Raw genomic sequence first — 18,547 nt, forward strand, 5'->3', positions numbered from 1 at the left:
GATAAAGAATTACGCGGGGATTGTAGGGATTGTGCAGTGGATGTCCAGATTTAATGGCTAATAGCTATCTGGACATCTATACGTGTCTAATTGTAGCATTCTGTTTCCGGTCTCCTGAGAGTGAAAAGGGAATCCAGTGCAAATCTGGAGCTGACGCGCAGCGGTAAAGACTGGCGGGATGAGAGTTGTAGACACTGTGAAAACGGGAAGTCTTCATCCGTATAACGCCACCCAGCCCGAAGACCTGCCGGGATCACGTCGCATTTGGTTTCATCATCGCGTGCTATCGATGAGGCCTGCGGCATCCTTCTTATATTGTGGATGCTTTAACAATGATTAAAAAAGTATCGCTGTTGACGGCGTTTTCCGTCACGGCATTTTCGGGCTGGGCGCAGGAAAGCGCCGACTCGTTGGTGGTGACAGCAAACCGTTTCGAACAACCTGAAAAATCTGTTCTGGCTGCGACTTCTGTCGTGACGCGGGCCGATATCGACCGCTGGCAATCCACCACGGTTCTGGATGTCATGCGTCGCCTGCCTGGCGTAGATACGGCACAAAATGGCGGGATGGGGCAGCTCTCTTCTCTCTTTATACGCGGTACGAACTCCAGCCATGTCCTGATTCTCGTCGATGGGATCCGCCTTAACCAGGCGGGCGTCACGGGGTCGTCCGATCTCAGCCAGTTTCCGATCTCCCTGGTGCAGCGCATCGAATATCTTCGTGGACCGCGTTCGGCGGTGTACGGCTCGGATGCGATCGGTGGTGTAGTCAACATTATCACTACGCGTGCGAAGGATGGCACAACGCTGAATGCTGGCGTTGGGACACACGGCTTCCAGAATTATGGTGGCAGCACCCAGCAAACATTGGGTGAAAGTACGCGCGTTACGCTGGCGGGGGATTACACCTACACAAAAGGCTTTGACGTCGTTGCTGACGGTAATAACGGCGGCCTTGCCCAGACCGATCGCGACGGCTTTATGAATAAAACGCTCTACGGCGCACTGGAGCATGCTTTCTCTGAGCAATGGAGTGGTTTCGTTCGCGGCTATGGTTACAGCAACCGTACCGCCTATGACGGCTATTACAGTTCATTCACCCCTGATGTGCTGGTTGATACCCGCCAACTCTATAGCCAGACCTGGGATGCCGGATTGCGGTTTAACCGGGATGTTTTCCATTCACAGTTGCTCTCCAGCTACAGTCACAGCAAAGACTACAATTACGATCCGCACCTTGGACGCTATGACTCCACAGCAACCCTGGATGAAATCAAACAGTACAATGTTCAGTGGACCAACTCAGTTGACGTGGGGCATGGCAACATCGGCGCGGGCGTTGACTGGCAGAAACAGAGCACCGAGCCGGGTACCAACTACGTAACCAACGCCTATGACCTGCGTAACACTGGCGTCTACCTGACTGGGTTGCAGCAGTTTGGAGATTTCACTCTGGAGGCGGCGGCCCGCAGCGATGACAACTCTCAGTTTGGTCGCCATGGTACCTGGCAAAGTAGCGCAGCCTGGGAGTTCGTTGACGGTTACCGCTTCATAGCCTCTTATGGCACGGCCTATAAAGCGCCGAATCTGGGTCAGCTCTATGGCTTCTACGGCAATACCCATCTTGATCCTGAAGAGAGCAAACAGTGGGAAGGGGCGTTTGAAGGCCTGACGGCAGGCGTAAGCTGGCGCGTATCCGGCTATCGTAATGACGTTGATGATCTCATCGACTTCAACAATAACCTGCAGCAATATTACAACGTCGGCAAAGCACGCATTAAAGGTGTAGAAGCGACAGCGTCGTTTGATACGGGTCCGTTGACGCATACTGTGGGCTACGACTATGTGGATGCCCGCAATGCGGCAACCAATCAACTTCTGGACCGTCGTGCTAAACAGCAGGTGAAATATCAGCTTGATACGCAGATCTATGATGTTGACTGGAGCCTGACGTATCACTATCTCGGCACGCGCTACGACACCGACTTTGGAACCTATCCGTCAGAGAAAGTTAAAATGGGCGGCGTCAGCCTGTGGGACGTCGCGGTTTCATATCCTGTCACCTCACATCTCACAGTTCGTGGTAAAATAGCCAACCTGTTCGATAAAGATTACGAGACAGTTTATGGCTACCAAACTGCAGGACGGGAATACACCTTGTCTGGCAGCTACACCTTCTGATCCGCGTCCCACCGTGCTGGTGTTTGATTCCGGCGTCGGTGGGCTTTCGGTCTATGATGAGATTCGGCAGCTCCTGCCGGATCTCCATTACATCTACGCCTTCGATAACGTCGCGTTCCCGTATGGGGAAAAGAGTGAAGACTTTATCGTTGAGCGTGTGATTGAAATCGTCACCGCGGTACAAAAGCGCTATCCCCTGGCGCTGGCGGTTATTGCCTGTAATACGGCAAGCACGGTCTCTCTTCCTGCCCTGCGCGAAAAATTCCCGTTCCCGGTTGTGGGCGTTGTCCCGGCAATCAAACCTGCGGCGCGTCTGACGGCGAACGGTATCGTGGGGTTGCTGGCGACACGCGGTACGGTAAAACGTCCTTATACGCGAGAGCTTATTGAGCGCTTTGCCAATGAATGCCAGATCGCCATGCTCGGCTCCGCGGAGCTGGTGGAAATGGCGGAAGCGAAACTGCACGGCGAGACGGTATCGCTTGAAGAGCTGCGTCGCATTCTGCGTCCATGGCTGCGGATGCAGGAACCACCGGATACGGTTGTTCTCGGCTGCACCCATTTCCCGCTATTACAGGAAGAGCTGTTAAAGGTTTTGCCTGAAGGGACCCGGCTGGTGGATTCCGGTGCTGCGATTGCGCGTCGGACGGCCTGGCTACTGGAGCACGAGGCGCCGGATGCGAAATCAGCGGATGCGAACATCGCTTTCTGTATGGCGATAACAAAAGAAACCGAACAACTTTTGCCCGTTTTACGTCGTTATGGCTTCGAAACGCTCGAAAAACTGGCGCTGTAGCACGGTTTTGAGCAAAAAAGAGACGGTTGAACGTTTTTTTTCAAAGAGGGGTTGTCAACGTCTGAGAACTCCCTATAATGCGCCTCCACTGACACGGAACAACGGCTTACAAGCCGCCGGGACAGCGGGGTTCAGAGATGAACGCCAACAGAGAAAAGTGAAAATAATTGCTTGACTCTGAATGAGGAAAACGTAATATACGGGACCTCGCAACGGTGAGCGAAAGCCGCGTTGCACTGCTCTTTAACAATTTATCAGACAATCTGTGTGGGCACTCAAAGTGACATGGATTCTTAATGTCTTCGGACACTAAATGAATACCAAGTCTCAACGAGTGAACACGTAATTCATTACGAAGTTTAATTCATTGAGCATCAAACTTTTAAATTGAAGAGTTTGATCATGGCTCAGATTGAACGCTGGCGGCAGGCCTAACACATGCAAGTCGAACGGTAACAGGAAGCAGCTTGCTGCTTCGCTGACGAGTGGCGGACGGGTGAGTAATGTCTGGGAAACTGCCTGATGGAGGGGGATAACTACTGGAAACGGTAGCTAATACCGCATAACGTCGCAAGACCAAAGAGGGGGACCTTCGGGCCTCTTGCCATCGGATGTGCCCAGATGGGATTAGCTAGTAGGTGGGGTAACGGCTCACCTAGGCGACGATCCCTAGCTGGTCTGAGAGGATGACCAGCCACACTGGAACTGAGACACGGTCCAGACTCCTACGGGAAGCAGCAGTGGGGAATATTGCACAATGGGCGCAAGCCTGATGCAGCCATGCCGCGTGTATGAAGAAGGCCTTCGGGTTGTAAAGTACTTTCAGCGGGGAGGAAGGCGACAGGGTTAATAACCCTGTCGATTGACGTTACCCGCAGAAGAAGCACCGGCTAACTCCGTGCCAGCAGCCGCGGTAATACGGAGGGTGCAAGCGTTAATCGGAATTACTGGGCGTAAAGCGCACGCAGGCGGTCTGTCAAGTCGGATGTGAAATCCCCGGGCTCAACCTGGGAACTGCATTCGAAACTGGCAGGCTAGAGTCTTGTAGAGGGGGGTAGAATTCCAGGTGTAGCGGTGAAATGCGTAGAGATCTGGAGGAATACCGGTGGCGAAGGCGGCCCCCTGGACAAAGACTGACGCTCAGGTGCGAAAGCGTGGGGAGCAAACAGGATTAGATACCCTGGTAGTCCACGCCGTAAACGATGTCGACTTGGAGGTTGTGCCCTTGAGGCGTGGCTTCCGGAGCTAACGCGTTAAGTCGACCGCCTGGGGAGTACGGCCGCAAGGTTAAAACTCAAATGAATTGACGGGGGCCCGCACAAGCGGTGGAGCATGTGGTTTAATTCGATGCAACGCGAAGAACCTTACCTACTCTTGACATCCAGAGAACTTTCCAGAGATGGATTGGTGCCTTCGGGAACTCTGAGACAGGTGCTGCATGGCTGTCGTCAGCTCGTGTTGTGAAATGTTGGGTTAAGTCCCGCAACGAGCGCAACCCTTATCCTTTGTTGCCAGCGGTTAGGCCGGGAACTCAAAGGAGACTGCCAGTGATAAACTGGAGGAAGGTGGGGATGACGTCAAGTCATCATGGCCCTTACGAGTAGGGCTACACACGTGCTACAATGGCGCATACAAAGAGAAGCGACCTCGCGAGAGCAAGCGGACCTCATAAAGTGCGTCGTAGTCCGGATTGGAGTCTGCAACTCGACTCCATGAAGTCGGAATCGCTAGTAATCGTGGATCAGAATGCCACGGTGAATACGTTCCCGGGCCTTGTACACACCGCCCGTCACACCATGGGAGTGGGTTGCAAAAGAAGTAGGTAGCTTAACCTTCGGGAGGGCGCTTACCACTTTGTGATTCATGACTGGGGTGAAGTCGTAACAAGGTAACCGTAGGGGAACCTGCGGTTGGATCACCTCCTTACCTTAAAGAACCTGCCTTTGCAGTGCTCACACAGATTGTCTGATGAAAAACAGCAGTAAAAAATCTCTGCAGGCTTGTAGCTCAGGTGGTTAGAGCGCACCCCTGATAAGGGTGAGGTCGGTGGTTCAAGTCCACTCAGGCCTACCAAACTCCTTTTAAAGGATGAGCGGTACAGAGATTACAAACGATGGGGCTATAGCTCAGCTGGGAGAGCGCCTGCCTTGCACGCAGGAGGTCTGCGGTTCGATCCCGCATAGCTCCACCATCCTTTACTGCGAACACAAGAAAACTTCAGAGTGAACCTGAAAAGGTGCACTGCGAAGTTTTGCTCTTTAAAAATCTGGATCAAGCTGAAAATTGAAACGACACACAGCTCATGTGTGTTCGAGTCTCTCAAATTTTCGCAATCGGAAGTGAAACATCTTCGGGTTGTGAGGTTAAGCGACTAAGCGTACACGGTGGATGCCCTGGCAGTCAGAGGCGATGAAGGACGTGCTAATCTGCGAAAAGCGCCGGCGAGGTGATATGAACCTTTGACCCGGCGATGTCCGAATGGGGAAACCCAGTGCAATCCGTTGCACTATCGTTAACTGAATACATAGGTTAACGAGGCGAACCGGGGGAACTGAAACATCTAAGTACCCCGAGGAAAAGAAATCAACCGAGATTCCCCCAGTAGCGGCGAGCGAACGGGGAGCAGCCCGGAGTCTGAATCAGCTTGTGTGTTAGTGGAACGGTCTGGAAAGTCCGACGGTACAGGGTGATAGTCCCGTACACGAAAGCACACATGCTGTGAACTCGAAGAGTAGGGCGGGACACGTGGTATCCTGTCTGAATATGGGGGGACCATCCTCCAAGGCTAAATACTCCTGACTGACCGATAGTGAACCAGTACCGTGAGGGAAAGGCGAAAAGAACCCCGGCGAGGGGAGTGAAAAAGAACCTGAAACCGTGTACGTACAAGCAGTGGGAGCCTCTTTATGGGGTGACTGCGTACCTTTTGTATAATGGGTCAGCGACTTATATTCTGTAGCAAGGTTAACCGTATAGGGGAGCCGAAGGGAAACCGAGTCTTAACTGGGCGTTAAGTTGCAGGGTATAGACCCGAAACCCGGTGATCTAGCCATGGGCAGGTTGAAGGTTGGGTAACACTAACTGGAGGACCGAACCGACTAATGTTGAAAAATTAGCGGATGACCTGTGGCTGGGGGTGAAAGGCCAATCAAACCGGGAGATAGCTGGTTCTCCCCGAAAGCTATTTAGGTAGCGCCTCGTGAACTCATCTTCGGGGGTAGAGCACTGTTTCGGCTAGGGGGCCATCCCGGCTTACCAACCCGATGCAAACTACGAATACCGAAGAATGTTATCACGGGAGACACACGGCGGGTGCTAACGTCCGTCGTGAAGAGGGAAACAACCCAGACCGCCAGCTAAGGTCCCAAAGTCATGGTTAAGTGGGAAACGATGTGGGAAGGCACAGACAGCCAGGATGTTGGCTTAGAAGCAGCCATCATTTAAAGAAAGCGTAATAGCTCACTGGTCGAGTCGGCCTGTGCGGAAGATGTAACGGGGCTAAACCATGCACCGAAGCTGCGGCAGCGACGCTTATGCGTTGTTGGGTAGGGGAGCGTTCTGTAAGCCGTTGAAGGTGTCCTGTGAGGGGTGCTGGAGGTATCAGAAGTGCGAATGCTGACATAAGTAACGATAAAGCGGGTGAAAAGCCCGCTCGCCGGAAGACCAAGGGTTCCTGTCCAACGTTAATCGGGGCAGGGTGAGTCGACCCCTAAGGCGAGGCCGAAAGGCGTAGTCGATGGGAAACAGGTTAATATTCCTGTACTTGGTGTTACTGCGAAGGGGGGACGGAGAAGGCTATGTCAGCCGGGCGACGGTTGTCCCGGTTTAAGCATGTAGGCGGAGGTTCCAGGTAAATCCGGTACCTTGTTAACGCTGAGGTGTGATGACGAGGCACTACGGTGCTGAAGTGATAAATGCCCTGCTTCCAGGAAAAGCCTCTAAGCATCAGGTAACACGAAATCGTACCCCAAACCGACACAGGTGGTCAGGTAGAGAATACCAAGGCGCTTGAGAGAACTCGGGTGAAGGAACTAGGCAAAATGGTGCCGTAACTTCGGGAGAAGGCACGCTGATATGTAGGTGAGGTCCCTGCGGACGGAGCTGAAATCAGTCGAAGATACCAGCTGGCTGCAACTGTTTATTAAAAACACAGCACTGTGCAAACACGAAAGTGGACGTATACGGTGTGACGCCTGCCCGGTGCCGGAAGGTTAATTGATGGGGTTAGCGGCAACGCGAAGCTCTTGATCGAAGCCCCGGTAAACGGCGGCCGTAACTATAACGGTCCTAAGGTAGCGAAATTCCTTGTCGGGTAAGTTCCGACCTGCACGAATGGCGTAATGATGGCCAGGCTGTCTCCACCCGAGACTCAGTGAAATTGAACTCGCTGTGAAGATGCAGTGTACCCGCGGCAAGACGGAAAGACCCCGTGAACCTTTACTATAGCTTGACACTGAACACTGGTCCTTGATGTGTAGGATAGGTGGGAGGCTTTGAAGCGTGGACGCCAGTCTGCGTGGAGCCAACCTTGAAATACCACCCTTTAATGGCTGGTGTTCTAACGTAGACCCGTAATCCGGGTTGCGGACAGTGTCTGGTGGGTAGTTTGACTGGGGCGGTCTCCTCCCAAAGAGTAACGGAGGAGCACGAAGGTTGGCTAATCCTGGTCGGACATCAGGAGGTTAGTGCAATGGCATAAGCCAGCTTGACTGCGAGCGTGACGGCGCGAGCAGGTGCGAAAGCAGGTCATAGTGATCCGGTGGTTCTGAATGGAAGGGCCATCGCTCAACGGATAAAAGGTACTCCGGGGATAACAGGCTGATACCGCCCAAGAGTTCATATCGACGGCGGTGTTTGGCACCTCGATGTCGGCTCATCACATCCTGGGGCTGAAGTAGGTCCCAAGGGTATGGCTGTTCGCCATTTAAAGTGGTACGCGAGCTGGGTTTAGAACGTCGTGAGACAGTTCGGTCCCTATCTGCCGTGGGCGCTGGAGAATTGAGGGGGGCTGCTCCTAGTACGAGAGGACCGGAGTGGACGCATCACTGGTGTTCGGGTTGTCATGCCAATGGCACTGCCCGGTAGCTAAATGCGGAAGAGATAAGTGCTGAAAGCATCTAAGCACGAAACTTGCCCCGAGATGAGTTCTCCCTGAGACTTTAAGTCTCCTGAAGGAACGTTGAAGACGACGACGTTGATAGGTCGGGTGTGTAAGCGCAGCGATGCGTTGAGCTAACCGATACTAATGAACCGTGAGGCTTAACCTTACAACGCCGAAGCTGTTTCGGCGAAGAGACAGACACGATTTTCAGCCTGATACAGATTAACAGAATTTGCCTGGCGGCTTTAGCGCGGTGGTCCCACCTGACCCCATGCCGAACTCAGAAGTGAAACGCCGTAGCGCCGATGGTAGTGTGGGGTCTCCCCATGTGAGAGTAGGGAACTGCCAGGCATCAAATTAAGTAGTAAGCCGGTGCATTAATCCGGTGGTTACAGAAGTATTCGGTGGAGCGGTAGTTCAGTCGGTTAGAATACCTGCCTGTCACGCAGGGGGTCGCGGGTTCGAGTCCCGTCCGTTCCGCCACTTATTAAGACATTAAGCCTGCCCAAAGGGCAGGCTTAATGGCAAAAAAATTTAGGGGCGTAGCTCAGTTGGTAGAGCACCGGTCTCCAAAACCGGGTGTCGCGAGTTCGAGTCTCTCCGCCCCTGCCATATAGAATCCTTTGCTTCGGCAAAGGATTTTTTTTTGCCTGTAAAACGGCTCAACACCTTCCTGAAGAATAAGCAGCCTGCGTTTCCGCAGGCTTTTGCGTTAATCCAGTATGCTGGTTTTTAACAGATCTTTTATCTGCGACTGCTTATCGCTGTTTTGCAGCCAAATGGCATACAGCGGCCTGGAGAGCGTTGTTGAATCGGTGACAACATGGAGTGCAGGTTTATTATCCGCCCAGCGAACAGGTAACCATGTACAGCCTTTCAGTGTGGGAAGATGCTGGCATGCGATCTCCGCAGAGCTTGTCGTGAGTTGCGGGATATCATCGCTGGCAATTAACCCCGTCTCGTGCTGCTGAAAATCAGGCCCCCATTCCAGGCGTAAATAATTCAGGTCGGCCTTCATCATTGCAGGCTCGGATGCATAGAGCGCCAGGCTAAACTGTCCAACAATCTGGCTGCTAAATTCATCCATCTTGGGGGCTTCTGTGGTGATCAGCAGATCAAGCTGCCGCTCGTGGAGTTGCTTAACCAGCGACTGGCGTTGCGCAATCCTCGCCTCAAATTGCAGATGGTTGTGTGTGCGATATAGCCGCATAAGCCACTGGCTGAGCATGCATTCCCATAGTGAAGCGCTGGCACCGATCGAGAATTCATTATGCCGGGATGTGTGCGCAACCTCCTTTCGCGCTGCCTGCCAGGTATTCATCAGGGTTTCTGCATAAGGCAATAGCTTTTCACCGGCCGGGGTTAGACGAATATTGTTGCGATGGCGGGTAAAAAGGTTCACACCCAGTTGATTTTCCAGCTGTCGAATACGAAAACTGACTGCTGACTGCGTCAGGTAGAGGGCTTCAGCTGCTCGCCCAAAGTGTCGCGTTCTGCTCACTTCGAGGAAAGTTTTTAGCAATTCCGTATCCACATCTTTCTCCACAAAATTATTTGTCGTTATGATTTAAATGTTTTGTTTTACACTCTGTCAAGCGTAACTAATACTCCGCGCCATAAATAGCTCGGCCAAAGAATTAGGAGCGTGTAGGATGGCGGAAAGCTTTACGACGACTAATCGTTTTTTCGATAATAAACATTATCCGCGCGGGTTCTCTCGTCACGGCGATTTCACTATCAAAGAAGCTCAACTTCTTGAGCGCCATGGTTATGCCTTTAACGAGCTGGATCTGGGTAAGCGCGAACCGGCAACCGAAGATGAAAAACAGTTTGTCTCTGTTTGTCGTGGTGAGCGTGAGCCGCAGTCTGATGCAGAACGTGTATGGATCAAGTATATGGCTCGCATTAAGCGTCCTAAGCGTTTCCATACGCTGTCTGGCGGCAAGCCGCAGATGGAAGGTGCAGAAGACTACACCGAGTCTGACGATTAAGAAGAGAAGGGGCTACGGCCCCTTTTTTTATGCCAGCATTTTTTGCAGATGCAACAGCAGCCGATCGATCGCACGGTAGCTTAATGCCTCCTGCAAATGTCGCCTCTCTATTCCGGGGCAGCCCTCCACGTCAGCGACCGTGCGCGCAACTTTCAACAAACGCTGCCACGCGCGAATGGATAACCCAAACCGCGTCAGTGTCTCTTCCAGCCAGCCTGCATCTTCGGCGTTGAGAGAGCAAAACTGTCGGATCCCGCTGTTATCCAGCCGGGCATTCAGCCTGTTCTGACGAGCATACTGCCGCGCCTGAGCCGCAATAACCCGTTCTCGCACCGCTGCTGAGCTTTCGCCTTTGATACCGGTTTGCCTCAGCAGACCGGGCGGTGGCAGGGGGATCTCGAGAGATAAATCAAAACGGTCGAGGAAGGGGCCGGACAGCTTACTCAGATAGCGCAGCGTCTGCTCCGGCGTACAGCGGTTATGGTTGCCCTGATAATGGCCCGTTGGGCTAGGGTTCATCGCGGCGACCAGCTGAAACTGCGCAGGGTAGCTTATTTTGGCGCGTGTACGAGACAGATGGATTTCGCCGGATTCAATCGGCTCCCGCAACGCATCCAGCACGCGGCGTTCAAACTCTGGCAATTCATCCAGGAACAGAATGCCGTTGTGTGCCAGTGAGATTTCACCCGGTCCGGGAATTGAGCCCCCGCCCACCATCGCGGTAAGAGACGCACTGTGGTGTGGCGAGCGGAAAGGACGGCGGCGCCACTGTTTATGCAGCGATATTGAACTGACCAGGCTAAATATCGCGGCGCTTTCCAGCGCTTCGTGATTATTGAGGGGGGGCAGCAGGCCGCTCAACCTGCTCGCCAGCATCGTTTTCCCCGTGCCTGGCGGACCTATCAGTAGCAGGTTATGCCCACCCGCGGCCGTTATTTCTAACGCCCGTTTACCCTGTTCCTGACCCATAATATCGCTGAGGTCATCGGGAGAATCTGCCACTACCTCCTCATTCTCCTGCGGCTCGGCAAGCTCGTGTCGGCCTTCCAGCCAGGCGCAAACCTCCTGCAAATGTCCCGCGACAAGACACCCCTTTTCGGCGATAAGGCTGACTTCAGAGGCATTTTCATTGGCCACAATGATTTGCCTTCCCGCGCGTATGGCTTCAAGCGCACCCGAGATTGCTCCGGGAACGCCTCTTAACGCGCCTGTAAGCGCTAATTCACCCACGAACTCGCACGAGCTTAACCCTGGCGTATTGAGCTGTTCAGAAGCCGCGAGAAGCGCTATAGCAATAGGTAAATCATATCGCCCTCCCTCCTTTGGCAAATCGGCGGGCGCAAGGTTGATGGTGATCTTCTTCGCCGGAAAAGCATAACCGCTATTAATAATTGCGCTGCGCACGCGATCCCTGGCCTCCTTAACGGTCGTTTCGGGTAAGCCGACCAGCGTCAGCCCGGGCAGTCCATTACTTAAATGAACCTCTACAGAAATAAGCGGTGCCTTCACGCCGATGGCCGCGCGTGTATAAACAACTGACAGTGACATAAGCCCTCCTTGGCGGTAACTATGCCAGCATCATTTTTTCCTGTTTAGCGCTAATTCACTGAATTACGGCGCTCGTTCCAGCCTTTTAGCGCCTAAATGTAATCATTACATGTCGGTGGAATCGGCCTCGCAGAAAAGAAATCATGCGCGCCTTGCCTGATGAAACAGGACAAAAAAATGAAAAATCTTCATTTCTATTTTTTCCCTATATAAAACAACGATTTTGAAAAAAATAGTTCGCCTGCTACAGAAATGGGTCATAAAAAAATCTTGTGTCAGATGAAATATCTGTGGTAACTCTTTAGGTATTCCTTCGAACAAGATGCAAAAAGAACTAAAAATGACAGCCCTTCTACGAGTGATTAGCCTGGTCGTGATTAGCGTGGTGGTGATTATTATCCCACCGTGCGGGGCTGCACTTGGACGAGGAAAGGCTTAGAAATCAAGCCTTAACGAACTAAGACCCCCGCACCGAAAGGTCCGGGGGTTTTTTTATGACTAAAAAACTTAAATGAGGAGCAGAGAATGACGACTAGCACAAAATTCTGTTTCTCCAGATTTATGACGGGGAACTAACTATGAATGGGGCACAATGGGTAGTACATGCGTTGCGCGCGCAGGGAGTCGAAACCGTATTCGGTTATCCGGGTGGCGCAATTATGCCGATTTACGATGCACTGTATGACGGCGGCGTGGAACACCTCTTGTGCCGACACGAGCAGGGCGCAGCGATGGCCGCCATCGGTTATGCCCGTGCGACCGGTAAAACCGGCGTCTGTATGGCCACCTCCGGTCCGGGCGCAACGAACCTGATCACCGGCCTGGCTGACGCGCTGCTCGATTCCGTACCCGTGGTGGCGATTACCGGCCAGGTGGCCTCTCCGTTCATCGGCACCGATGCTTTCCAGGAAGTGGATGTGCTCGGTTTATCGCTTGCCTGCACCAAACACAGCTTCCTCGTTCAGTCTCTTGAAGAGCTGCCGCGCGTGATGGCCGAAGCGTTCGAGGTTGCCAGCTCTGGCCGTCCTGGCCCGGTTCTGGTAGATATCCCGAAAGATATTCAGGTTGCACTCGGCGATCTGGAACCGCACTTCTCCACCGTTGAAAGCGACGACGTGTTTCCCCATGCGGAGGTTGAAGAGGCTCGCCAGATGCTGGCGCAGGCGAAACAGCCGATGCTGTATGTAGGCGGCGGCGTGGGCATGGCGCAGGCCGTTCCTGCCCTGCGCGAATTTATCGCAGTAACGCAAATGCCCGCCACCTGCACGCTGAAAGGATTGGGCGCGGTCGACGCGGACTATCCATACTATTTGGGCATGTTAGGGATGCACGGCACCAAAGCGGCAAACCTGGCAGTGCAGGAGTGTGACCTGCTCATCGCCGTCGGCGCCCGTTTTGACGACCGCGTCACCGGCAAGCTGAACACCTTTGCGCCGAATGCCAAAGTGATCCATATGGACATCGACCCGGCGGAGATGAACAAGCTGCGTCAGGCGCACGTCGCGCTGCAGGGCGATCTCAACGCGCTGTTACCGGCGCTGGAGCAGCCGCTGGATATCAACCCATGGCGTCAGCACACCGCAGATATGCGCACCGAGCACGCCTGGCGTTACGACCATCCAGGCGAGGCCATCTATGCGCCGCTGTTGTTGAAACAGTTGTCCGACCGCAAACCCGCAGACAGCGTGGTGACGACGGATGTCGGCCAGCATCAGATGTGGTCAGCCCAGCACATGACCTACACCCGTCCGGAAAATTTCATCACCTCGAGCGGCTTAGGCACGATGGGCTTCGGCCTGCCCGCTGCCGTGGGCGCACAGGTTGCCCGCCCGAACGATACCGTTATCTGTATCTCCGGTGACGGCTCCTTCATGATGAACGTCCAGGAGCTCGGCACCGTGAAGCGTAAGCAGTTACCGCTGAAGATCGTTTTGCTCGATAACCAGCGTTTAGGCATGGTTCGCCAGTGGCAGCAGCTGTTCTTCCAGGAGCGTTACAGCGAAACGACCCTGACCGATAACCCCGATTTCCTCACCCTGGCCAGCGCCTTCGGCATTCCTGGCCAGCACATCACCCGTAAAGACCAGGTTGAAGCGGCACTCGACACCATGCTGTCAAGCGAAGGGCCATACCTGCTTCATGTCTCAATCGACGAGCTTGAGAACGTCTGGCCGTTGGTACCGCCCGGTGCCAGTAACTCACAAATGCTGGAGAAATTATCATGATGCAACATCAGGTTGCCGTGCAGGCTCGCTTCAACCCGGAAACGTTAGAACGCGTATTGCGTGTGGTGCGTCATCGTGGTTTTCAGATTTGCTCTATGAATATGGAAACGGCCACGGATGCACAAAATATCAGTATCGAATTAACCGTTGCCAGCCCGCGGCCGGTCGACTTACTGTTTAGTCAGTTATCAAAACTGGTAGACGTTGCCCATGTTGCCATCTGCCAGAGCACAACCACATCACAACAAATCCGCGCTTAAGCGTGACAGGACGAAAAAATGACGACAAAAAAAGCTGATTACATTTGGTTCAATGGTGAGATGGTTCGCTGGGAAGACGCGAAAGTTCACGTGATGTCCCACGCGCTGCACTACGGCACCTCCGTGTTTGAAGGCATCCGTTGCTACGATTCTCACAAAGGACCAGTGGTGTTCCGCCATCGCGAACACATGCAGCGTCTGCATGACTCAGCCAAAATTTATCGTTTCCCGGTCTCCCAAAGCGTTGATGAGCTGATGGAAGCCTGCCGCGAGGTGATCCGCCAGAACAAACTGACCAGTGCCTATATTCGTCCGCTGGTCTTCGTGGGTGATGTCGGCATGGGTGTCAATCCGCCCGCTGGCTATAACACCGATGTGATCATTGCTGCGTTCCCGTGGGGCGCCTACCTGGGCGCGGAAGCACTGGATCAGGGGATCGACGCAATGGTTTCTTCCTGGAACCGCGTGGCACCAAACACTATCCCGACCGCGGCTAAAGCGGGCGGTAACTACCTCTCCTCACTGCTGGTTGGCAGCGAAGCGCGCCGTCACGGCTATCAGGAAGGTATCGCCCTCGATGTAAATGGCTACATCTCCGAAGGTGCGGGCGAAAACCTGTTTGAAGTGAAAGACGGCATTCTGTTCACCCCGCCGTTTACCTCGTCCGCGCTGCCGGGCATCACCCGCGACGCCATCATCAAGCTGGCAAAAGATCTGGGTATCGAAGTACGCGAGCAGGTGCTGTCCCGCGAATCCCTGTACCTGGCTGACGAAGTGTTCATGTCCGGTACTGCGGCTGAAATTACACCGGTGCGTAGCGTCGACGGCATTCAGGTGGGCGAAGGCCGCTGTGGTCCGGTCACCAAACGCATTCAGCAAGCCTTCTTCGGCCTGTTCACCGGCGAAACAGAAGACAAATACGGCTGGTTGGATCAGGTTAATCACTAAATATAAATTTGGGACGGCACGCACCGTCCCATTTAATAGTCAGACGGGAGTAAATAAAGCATGCCTAAGTATCGTTCAGCCACCACCACCCACGGCCGTAATATGGCGGGTGCCCGCGCACTGTGGCGCGCTACCGGAATGACCGACGCCGATTTCGGCAAGCCAATTATCGCCGTGGTGAACTCCTTCACCCAGTTTGTGCCGGGCCACGTGCACCTGCGCGATCTCGGTAAGCTGGTTGCCGAGCAAATCGAAGCCTCCGGCGGCGTGGCGAAAGAGTTCAACACCATTGCGGTGGATGACGGTATCGCAATGGGCCACGGGGGGATGCTCTATTCACTGCCGTCGCGCGAGCTGATCGCCGACTCGGTGGAGTACATGGTTAACGCCCACTGCGCCGATGCGATGGTCTGTATCTCCAACTGCGACAAAATCACCCCGGGGATGCTGATGGCCTCCCTGCGCCTGAACATTCCGGTGATCTTCGTTTCCGGCGGCCCGATGGAAGCGGGTAAAACCAAGCTTTCCGACAAAATCATCAAGCTCGACCTGGTCGATGCGATGATCCAGGGCGCGGACCCGAAAGTCTCTGACGAGCAGAGCGACCAGGTGGAACGCTCCGCGTGTCCGACCTGCGGCTCCTGTTCCGGGATGTTCACCGCCAACTCCATGAACTGCCTGACCGAAGCGCTGGGCCTTTCTCAGCCGGGTAACGGCTCGCTGCTGGCGACCCACGCCGACCGTAAGCAGCTGTTCCTTAACGCGGGCAAGCGCATCGTTGAGCTGACCAAACGCTACTACGAGCAGGACGACGCCAGCGCGCTGCCGCGCAACATCGCCAGTAAAGCGGCGTTCGAAAACGCCATGACGCTGGATATCGCCATGGGCGGTTCCACCAACACCGTTCTGCACCTGCTGGCCGCCGCGCAGGAAGCCGAAATCGACTTCACCATGAGCGACATCGACAAGCTCTCCCGCAAAGTGCCGCAGCTGTGTAAAGTCGCGCCGAGTACCCAGAAGTACCATATGGAAGACGTGCATCGTGCTGGTGGTGTCATCGGTATCCTCGGCGAGCTGGATCGCGCAGGGCTGCTGAACCGCAACGTGAAAAATGTGCTCGGCCTGACGCTGCCGGAGTCGCTGGACCAGTACGACGTGATGCTGACCAAAGACGACGCGGTGAAAAAGATGTTCCGCGCCGGTCCGGCAGGTATTCGCACCACGCAGGCGTTCTCGCAGGATTGCCGCTGGGACACGCTGGATGACGATCGCGCCGGAGGCTGCATCCGCTCGCTGGAACATGCCTACAGCAAAGACGGCGGTCTGGCCGTGCTGTACGGTAACTTTGCGGAAAACGGCTGTATCGTGAAAACCGCAGGCGTGGACGACAGCATTCTCAAATTCACCGGTCCGGCAAAAGTGTATGAAAGCCAGGACGAGGCGGTAGACGCTATCCTCGGTGGCAAAGTGGTGGAAGGCGACGTGGTGGTCATTCGCTACGAAGGGCCGAAAGGCGGTCCGGGCATGCAGGAGATGCTCTACCCGACTACCTTCCTGAAATCGATGGGCCTCGGCAAAGCCTGCGCGCTGATCACCGACGGTCGTTTCTCTGGCGGCACGTCAGGCCTCTCCATTGGCCACGTCTCCCCGGAAGCGGCAAGCGGCGGCAATATCGCGATCATCGAAGATGGCGACCTGATCGAAATCGACATTCCGAACCGCGGCATTCAGCTGAAGCTGAGTGACCAGGAGATTGCGGCCCGTCGTGAAGCGCAGGAAGCCCGCGGCGACAAAGCCTGGACGCCGAAAGACCGCCAGCGTGAAGTCTCCTTCGCCCTGCGTGCCTACGCGAGCCTTGCCACCAGTGCAGATAAAGGCGCGGTGCGCGATAAATCTAAACTTGGGGGCTAATGATGGCCGAGTCACAACCCTTATCCGCCGCCCCCGAGGGGGCGGAATACCTGAGAGCGGTGCTGCGCGCGCCGGTCTATGAAGCCGTGCAGGTCACGCCCCTGCAAAAAATGGACAAACTCTCCTCGCGCCTCGACAACGTCATTCTGGTGAAGCGCGAAGACAGGCAGCCGGTGCACAGCTTCAAGCTGCGCGGCGCCTACGCGATGATGGCCGGGCTGACGGATGAGCAGAAAGCGCGCGGCGTCATTACCGCGTCGGCGGGCAACCACGCGCAGGGCGTAGCGTTCTCCGCGGCCCGTTTAGGGCTGAAAGCGCTGATCGTGATGCCGGTTGCCACGGCGGATATCAAAGTCGACGCGGTGCGCGGGTTCGGCGGCGAAGTGCTGCTCCACGGCGCGAATTTTGACGAAGCGAAAGCCAAAGCGATTGAGCTGGCGCAGCAGCAGGGCTTCACCTGGGTCCCGCCTTTCGATCACCCGATGGTGATTGCCGGGCAGGGTACGCTGGCGCTGGAACTGTTGCAGCAGGATGCCCATCTCGACCGCGTTTTCGTCCCGGTGGGCGGCGGTGGCTTAGCCGCTGGTGTGGCGGTGCTGATCAAACAGCTAATGCCGCAGATCAAAGTGATTGCGGTTGAAGCGGAAGACTCCGCTTGCCTGAAGGCGGCGCTGGACGCCGGACATCCGGTGGATCTGCCGCGCGTCGGGCTGTTCGCCGAGGGCGTGGCGGTGAAGCGCATTGGCGATGAAACGTTCCGTCTGTGCCAGGAGTATCTCGACGATATCGTCACCGTCGACAGCGACGCTATCTGCGCGGCGATGAAAGATCTCTTTGAGGATGTGCGTGCGGTGGCGGAGCCGTCCGGCGCGCTGGCGCTGGCGGGGATGAAGAAATACATCGCCCGGCACAACATTCGCGGCGAGCGGCTGGCGCACGTGCTTTCCGGCGCCAATGTGAACTTCCACGGCCTGCGCTACGTGTCCGAACGCTGTGAGCTGGGCGAGCAGCGTGAAGCCCTGCTGGCGGTGACCATTCCGGAAGAGAAGGGCAGCTTCCTGAAGTTTTGCCAGCTGCTGGGCGGCCGTTCGGTAACGGAGTTCAACTACCGCTTTGCCGATGCCAAAGATGCGTGCATTTTTGTCGGCGTGCGTCTGAGCCGTGGCGTGGAGGAGCGCAAAGAGATCCTCAGCCTGCTGCATGACGGCGGCTACAGCGTGGTCGATCTCTCCGACGACGAAATGGCGAAGCTGCACGTGCGTTACATGGTCGGCGGCCGTCCATCCAAGCCGCTCAAGGAACGCCTGTTCAGCTTCGAGTTCCCGGAATCGCCGGGCGCGCTGCTCAAGTTCCTGCACACGCTGGGCACCCACTGGAACATTTCTCTGTTCCACTACCGCAGCCACGGCACCGACTACGGCCGCGTGCTGGCGGCGTTCGAGCTGGGCGAGCACGAGCCGGATTTCGAAACTCGCCTGAACGAGCTGGGCTATGAGTGCCATGACGAAACCCACAACCCGGCGTTCCGCTTCTTCCTCGCGGGCTAAGGGTTGAGCTGCGTGTAGGCCGGGTAAGCGCAGCGCCACC

Annotated in this window: 12 protein-coding genes, 4 tRNA genes, 3 rRNA genes and 1 riboswitch; of the genes, 17 read left to right on the forward strand and 2 right to left on the reverse strand. The window is 55.1% G+C overall.

Annotation, left to right across the window (positions count from 1 at the left end):
• The first annotated feature begins 90 nt into the window (after positions 1-90).
• A riboswitch (cobalamin riboswitch) is annotated at positions 91-267 on the forward strand.
• 65 nt (positions 268-332) lie between these two features.
• From btuB to L350_RS01155, 9 genes are all read left to right on the forward strand, one after another.
• Positions 333-2,180 (forward strand): TonB-dependent vitamin B12 receptor BtuB, encoded by a 1,848-nt coding sequence (btuB, locus tag L350_RS01195; protein ID WP_032626966.1) that lies wholly within the window; start codon positions 333-335, stop codon positions 2,178-2,180.
• Positions 2,125-2,976 carry a glutamate racemase gene (murI, locus tag L350_RS01190; RefSeq protein ID WP_023298885.1) on the forward strand — a complete coding sequence of 284 codons (852 nt, stop codon included), beginning with the start codon at positions 2,125-2,127 and terminating at the stop codon, positions 2,974-2,976. The genes btuB and murI overlap by 56 nt, the downstream gene beginning before the upstream one ends.
• Before the next feature lie 384 nt (positions 2,977-3,360).
• Positions 3,361-4,902 (forward strand): 16S ribosomal RNA (locus L350_RS01185).
• Positions 4,903-4,972: 70 nt separating this feature from the next.
• Positions 4,973-5,049 (forward strand) — tRNA-Ile (locus L350_RS01180).
• Positions 5,050-5,091: 42 nt separating this feature from the next.
• A tRNA-Ala gene (locus L350_RS01175) sits at positions 5,092-5,167 on the forward strand.
• Between the two features lie 170 nt (positions 5,168-5,337).
• Positions 5,338-8,243, forward strand: a 23S ribosomal RNA gene (locus L350_RS01170).
• Between the two features lie 69 nt (positions 8,244-8,312).
• Positions 8,313-8,428, forward strand: a 5S ribosomal RNA gene (rrf, locus tag L350_RS01165).
• The 16S, 23S and 5S rRNA genes sit together here with 4 tRNA genes alongside, the layout of an rRNA operon.
• Positions 8,429-8,483: 55 nt before the next feature.
• Positions 8,484-8,560, forward strand: a tRNA-Asp gene (locus L350_RS01160).
• Between the two features lie 53 nt (positions 8,561-8,613).
• Positions 8,614-8,689 (forward strand) — tRNA-Trp (locus L350_RS01155).
• A gap of 100 nt (positions 8,690-8,789) precedes the next feature.
• On the opposite strand, the gene hdfR is transcribed toward L350_RS01155, so the two are convergent.
• Positions 8,790-9,611 carry an HTH-type transcriptional regulator HdfR gene (gene hdfR, locus L350_RS01150; RefSeq protein ID WP_022649779.1) on the reverse strand — a complete coding sequence of 274 codons (822 nt, stop codon included), beginning with the start codon at positions 9,609-9,611 and terminating at the stop codon, positions 8,790-8,792.
• 118 nt (positions 9,612-9,729) lie between these two features.
• Here hdfR and L350_RS01145 point away from each other — a divergent pair, with 118 nt between their 5' ends.
• Positions 9,730-10,068 carry a MaoP family protein gene (locus L350_RS01145; RefSeq protein WP_006808641.1) on the forward strand — a complete coding sequence of 113 codons (339 nt, stop codon included), beginning with the start codon at positions 9,730-9,732 and terminating at the stop codon, positions 10,066-10,068.
• A 27-nt stretch (positions 10,069-10,095) separates the two neighbouring features.
• Here the strand turns inward: L350_RS01145 and L350_RS01140 are convergent, their stop codons facing one another.
• Positions 10,096-11,616 (reverse strand): YifB family Mg chelatase-like AAA ATPase, encoded by a 1,521-nt coding sequence (locus tag L350_RS01140; protein WP_032626968.1) that lies wholly within the window; start codon positions 11,614-11,616, stop codon positions 10,096-10,098.
• A gap of 340 nt (positions 11,617-11,956) precedes the next feature.
• Between L350_RS01140 and ilvL the strand changes: the two genes are divergently transcribed.
• The 7 genes from ilvL (at position 11,957) to ilvA (ending at position 18,507) form a co-directional block, all read left to right on the forward strand.
• Complete coding sequence (gene ilvL, locus L350_RS23690; RefSeq protein WP_001311244.1) at positions 11,957-12,055, forward strand: ilv operon leader peptide; 99 nt, start codon at positions 11,957-11,959, stop codon at positions 12,053-12,055.
• 86 nt (positions 12,056-12,141) lie between these two features.
• Positions 12,142-12,192 carry a peptide IlvX gene (ilvX, locus tag L350_RS24570; protein WP_166792073.1) on the forward strand — a complete coding sequence of 17 codons (51 nt, stop codon included), beginning with the start codon at positions 12,142-12,144 and terminating at the stop codon, positions 12,190-12,192.
• A gap of 2 nt (positions 12,193-12,194) precedes the next feature.
• Positions 12,195-13,841, forward strand: coding sequence for an acetolactate synthase 2 catalytic subunit (gene ilvG / locus L350_RS01135; protein WP_032626970.1), 1,647 nt, complete (start codon positions 12,195-12,197; stop codon positions 13,839-13,841).
• Positions 13,838-14,101 (forward strand): acetolactate synthase 2 small subunit, encoded by a 264-nt coding sequence (gene ilvM / locus L350_RS01130; protein WP_003860184.1) that lies wholly within the window; start codon positions 13,838-13,840, stop codon positions 14,099-14,101. The genes ilvG and ilvM overlap by 4 nt, the downstream gene beginning before the upstream one ends.
• A gap of 18 nt (positions 14,102-14,119) precedes the next feature.
• Positions 14,120-15,049 (forward strand): branched-chain-amino-acid transaminase, encoded by a 930-nt coding sequence (gene ilvE, locus L350_RS01125; RefSeq protein ID WP_003860182.1) that lies wholly within the window; start codon positions 14,120-14,122, stop codon positions 15,047-15,049.
• A gap of 60 nt (positions 15,050-15,109) precedes the next feature.
• Complete coding sequence (gene ilvD, locus L350_RS01120; RefSeq protein WP_032626972.1) at positions 15,110-16,960, forward strand: dihydroxy-acid dehydratase; 1,851 nt, start codon at positions 15,110-15,112, stop codon at positions 16,958-16,960.
• A gap of 2 nt (positions 16,961-16,962) precedes the next feature.
• The gene (ilvA, locus tag L350_RS01115; protein WP_115504215.1) at positions 16,963-18,507 is read left to right on the forward strand and encodes a threonine ammonia-lyase, biosynthetic; all 1,545 of its coding nucleotides are present in this window, start codon (positions 16,963-16,965) and stop codon (positions 18,505-18,507) included.
• Positions 18,508-18,547: the final 40 nt, after the last annotated feature.

It is taken from the genome of Enterobacter sp. MGH 4, assembly GCF_000534735.1.
In the GTDB taxonomy this organism is placed as follows: domain Bacteria; phylum Pseudomonadota; class Gammaproteobacteria; order Enterobacterales; family Enterobacteriaceae; genus Enterobacter; species Enterobacter intestinihominis.

Excerpts from the sequence above, each read along its gene's own strand:
- btuB (WP_032626966.1), top strand. The coding sequence starts at position 333 with ATGATTAAAAAAGTATCGCTGTTGACGGCGTTTTCCGTCACGGCATTT.
- murI (WP_023298885.1), top strand. The coding sequence starts at position 2,125 with ATGGCTACCAAACTGCAGGACGGGAATACACCTTGTCTGGCAGCTACA.
- L350_RS01145 (WP_006808641.1), top strand. The coding sequence starts at position 9,730 with ATGGCGGAAAGCTTTACGACGACTAATCGTTTTTTCGATAATAAACAT.
- L350_RS01140 (WP_032626968.1), bottom strand. The coding sequence starts at position 11,616 with ATGTCACTGTCAGTTGTTTATACACGCGCGGCCATCGGCGTGAAGGCA.
- ilvL (WP_001311244.1), top strand. The coding sequence starts at position 11,957 with ATGACAGCCCTTCTACGAGTGATTAGCCTGGTCGTGATTAGCGTGGTG.
- ilvG (WP_032626970.1), top strand. The coding sequence starts at position 12,195 with ATGAATGGGGCACAATGGGTAGTACATGCGTTGCGCGCGCAGGGAGTC.
- ilvM (WP_003860184.1), top strand. The coding sequence starts at position 13,838 with ATGATGCAACATCAGGTTGCCGTGCAGGCTCGCTTCAACCCGGAAACG.
- ilvE (WP_003860182.1), top strand. The coding sequence starts at position 14,120 with ATGACGACAAAAAAAGCTGATTACATTTGGTTCAATGGTGAGATGGTT.
- ilvD (WP_032626972.1), top strand. The coding sequence starts at position 15,110 with ATGCCTAAGTATCGTTCAGCCACCACCACCCACGGCCGTAATATGGCG.
- ilvA (WP_115504215.1), top strand. The coding sequence starts at position 16,963 with ATGGCCGAGTCACAACCCTTATCCGCCGCCCCCGAGGGGGCGGAATAC.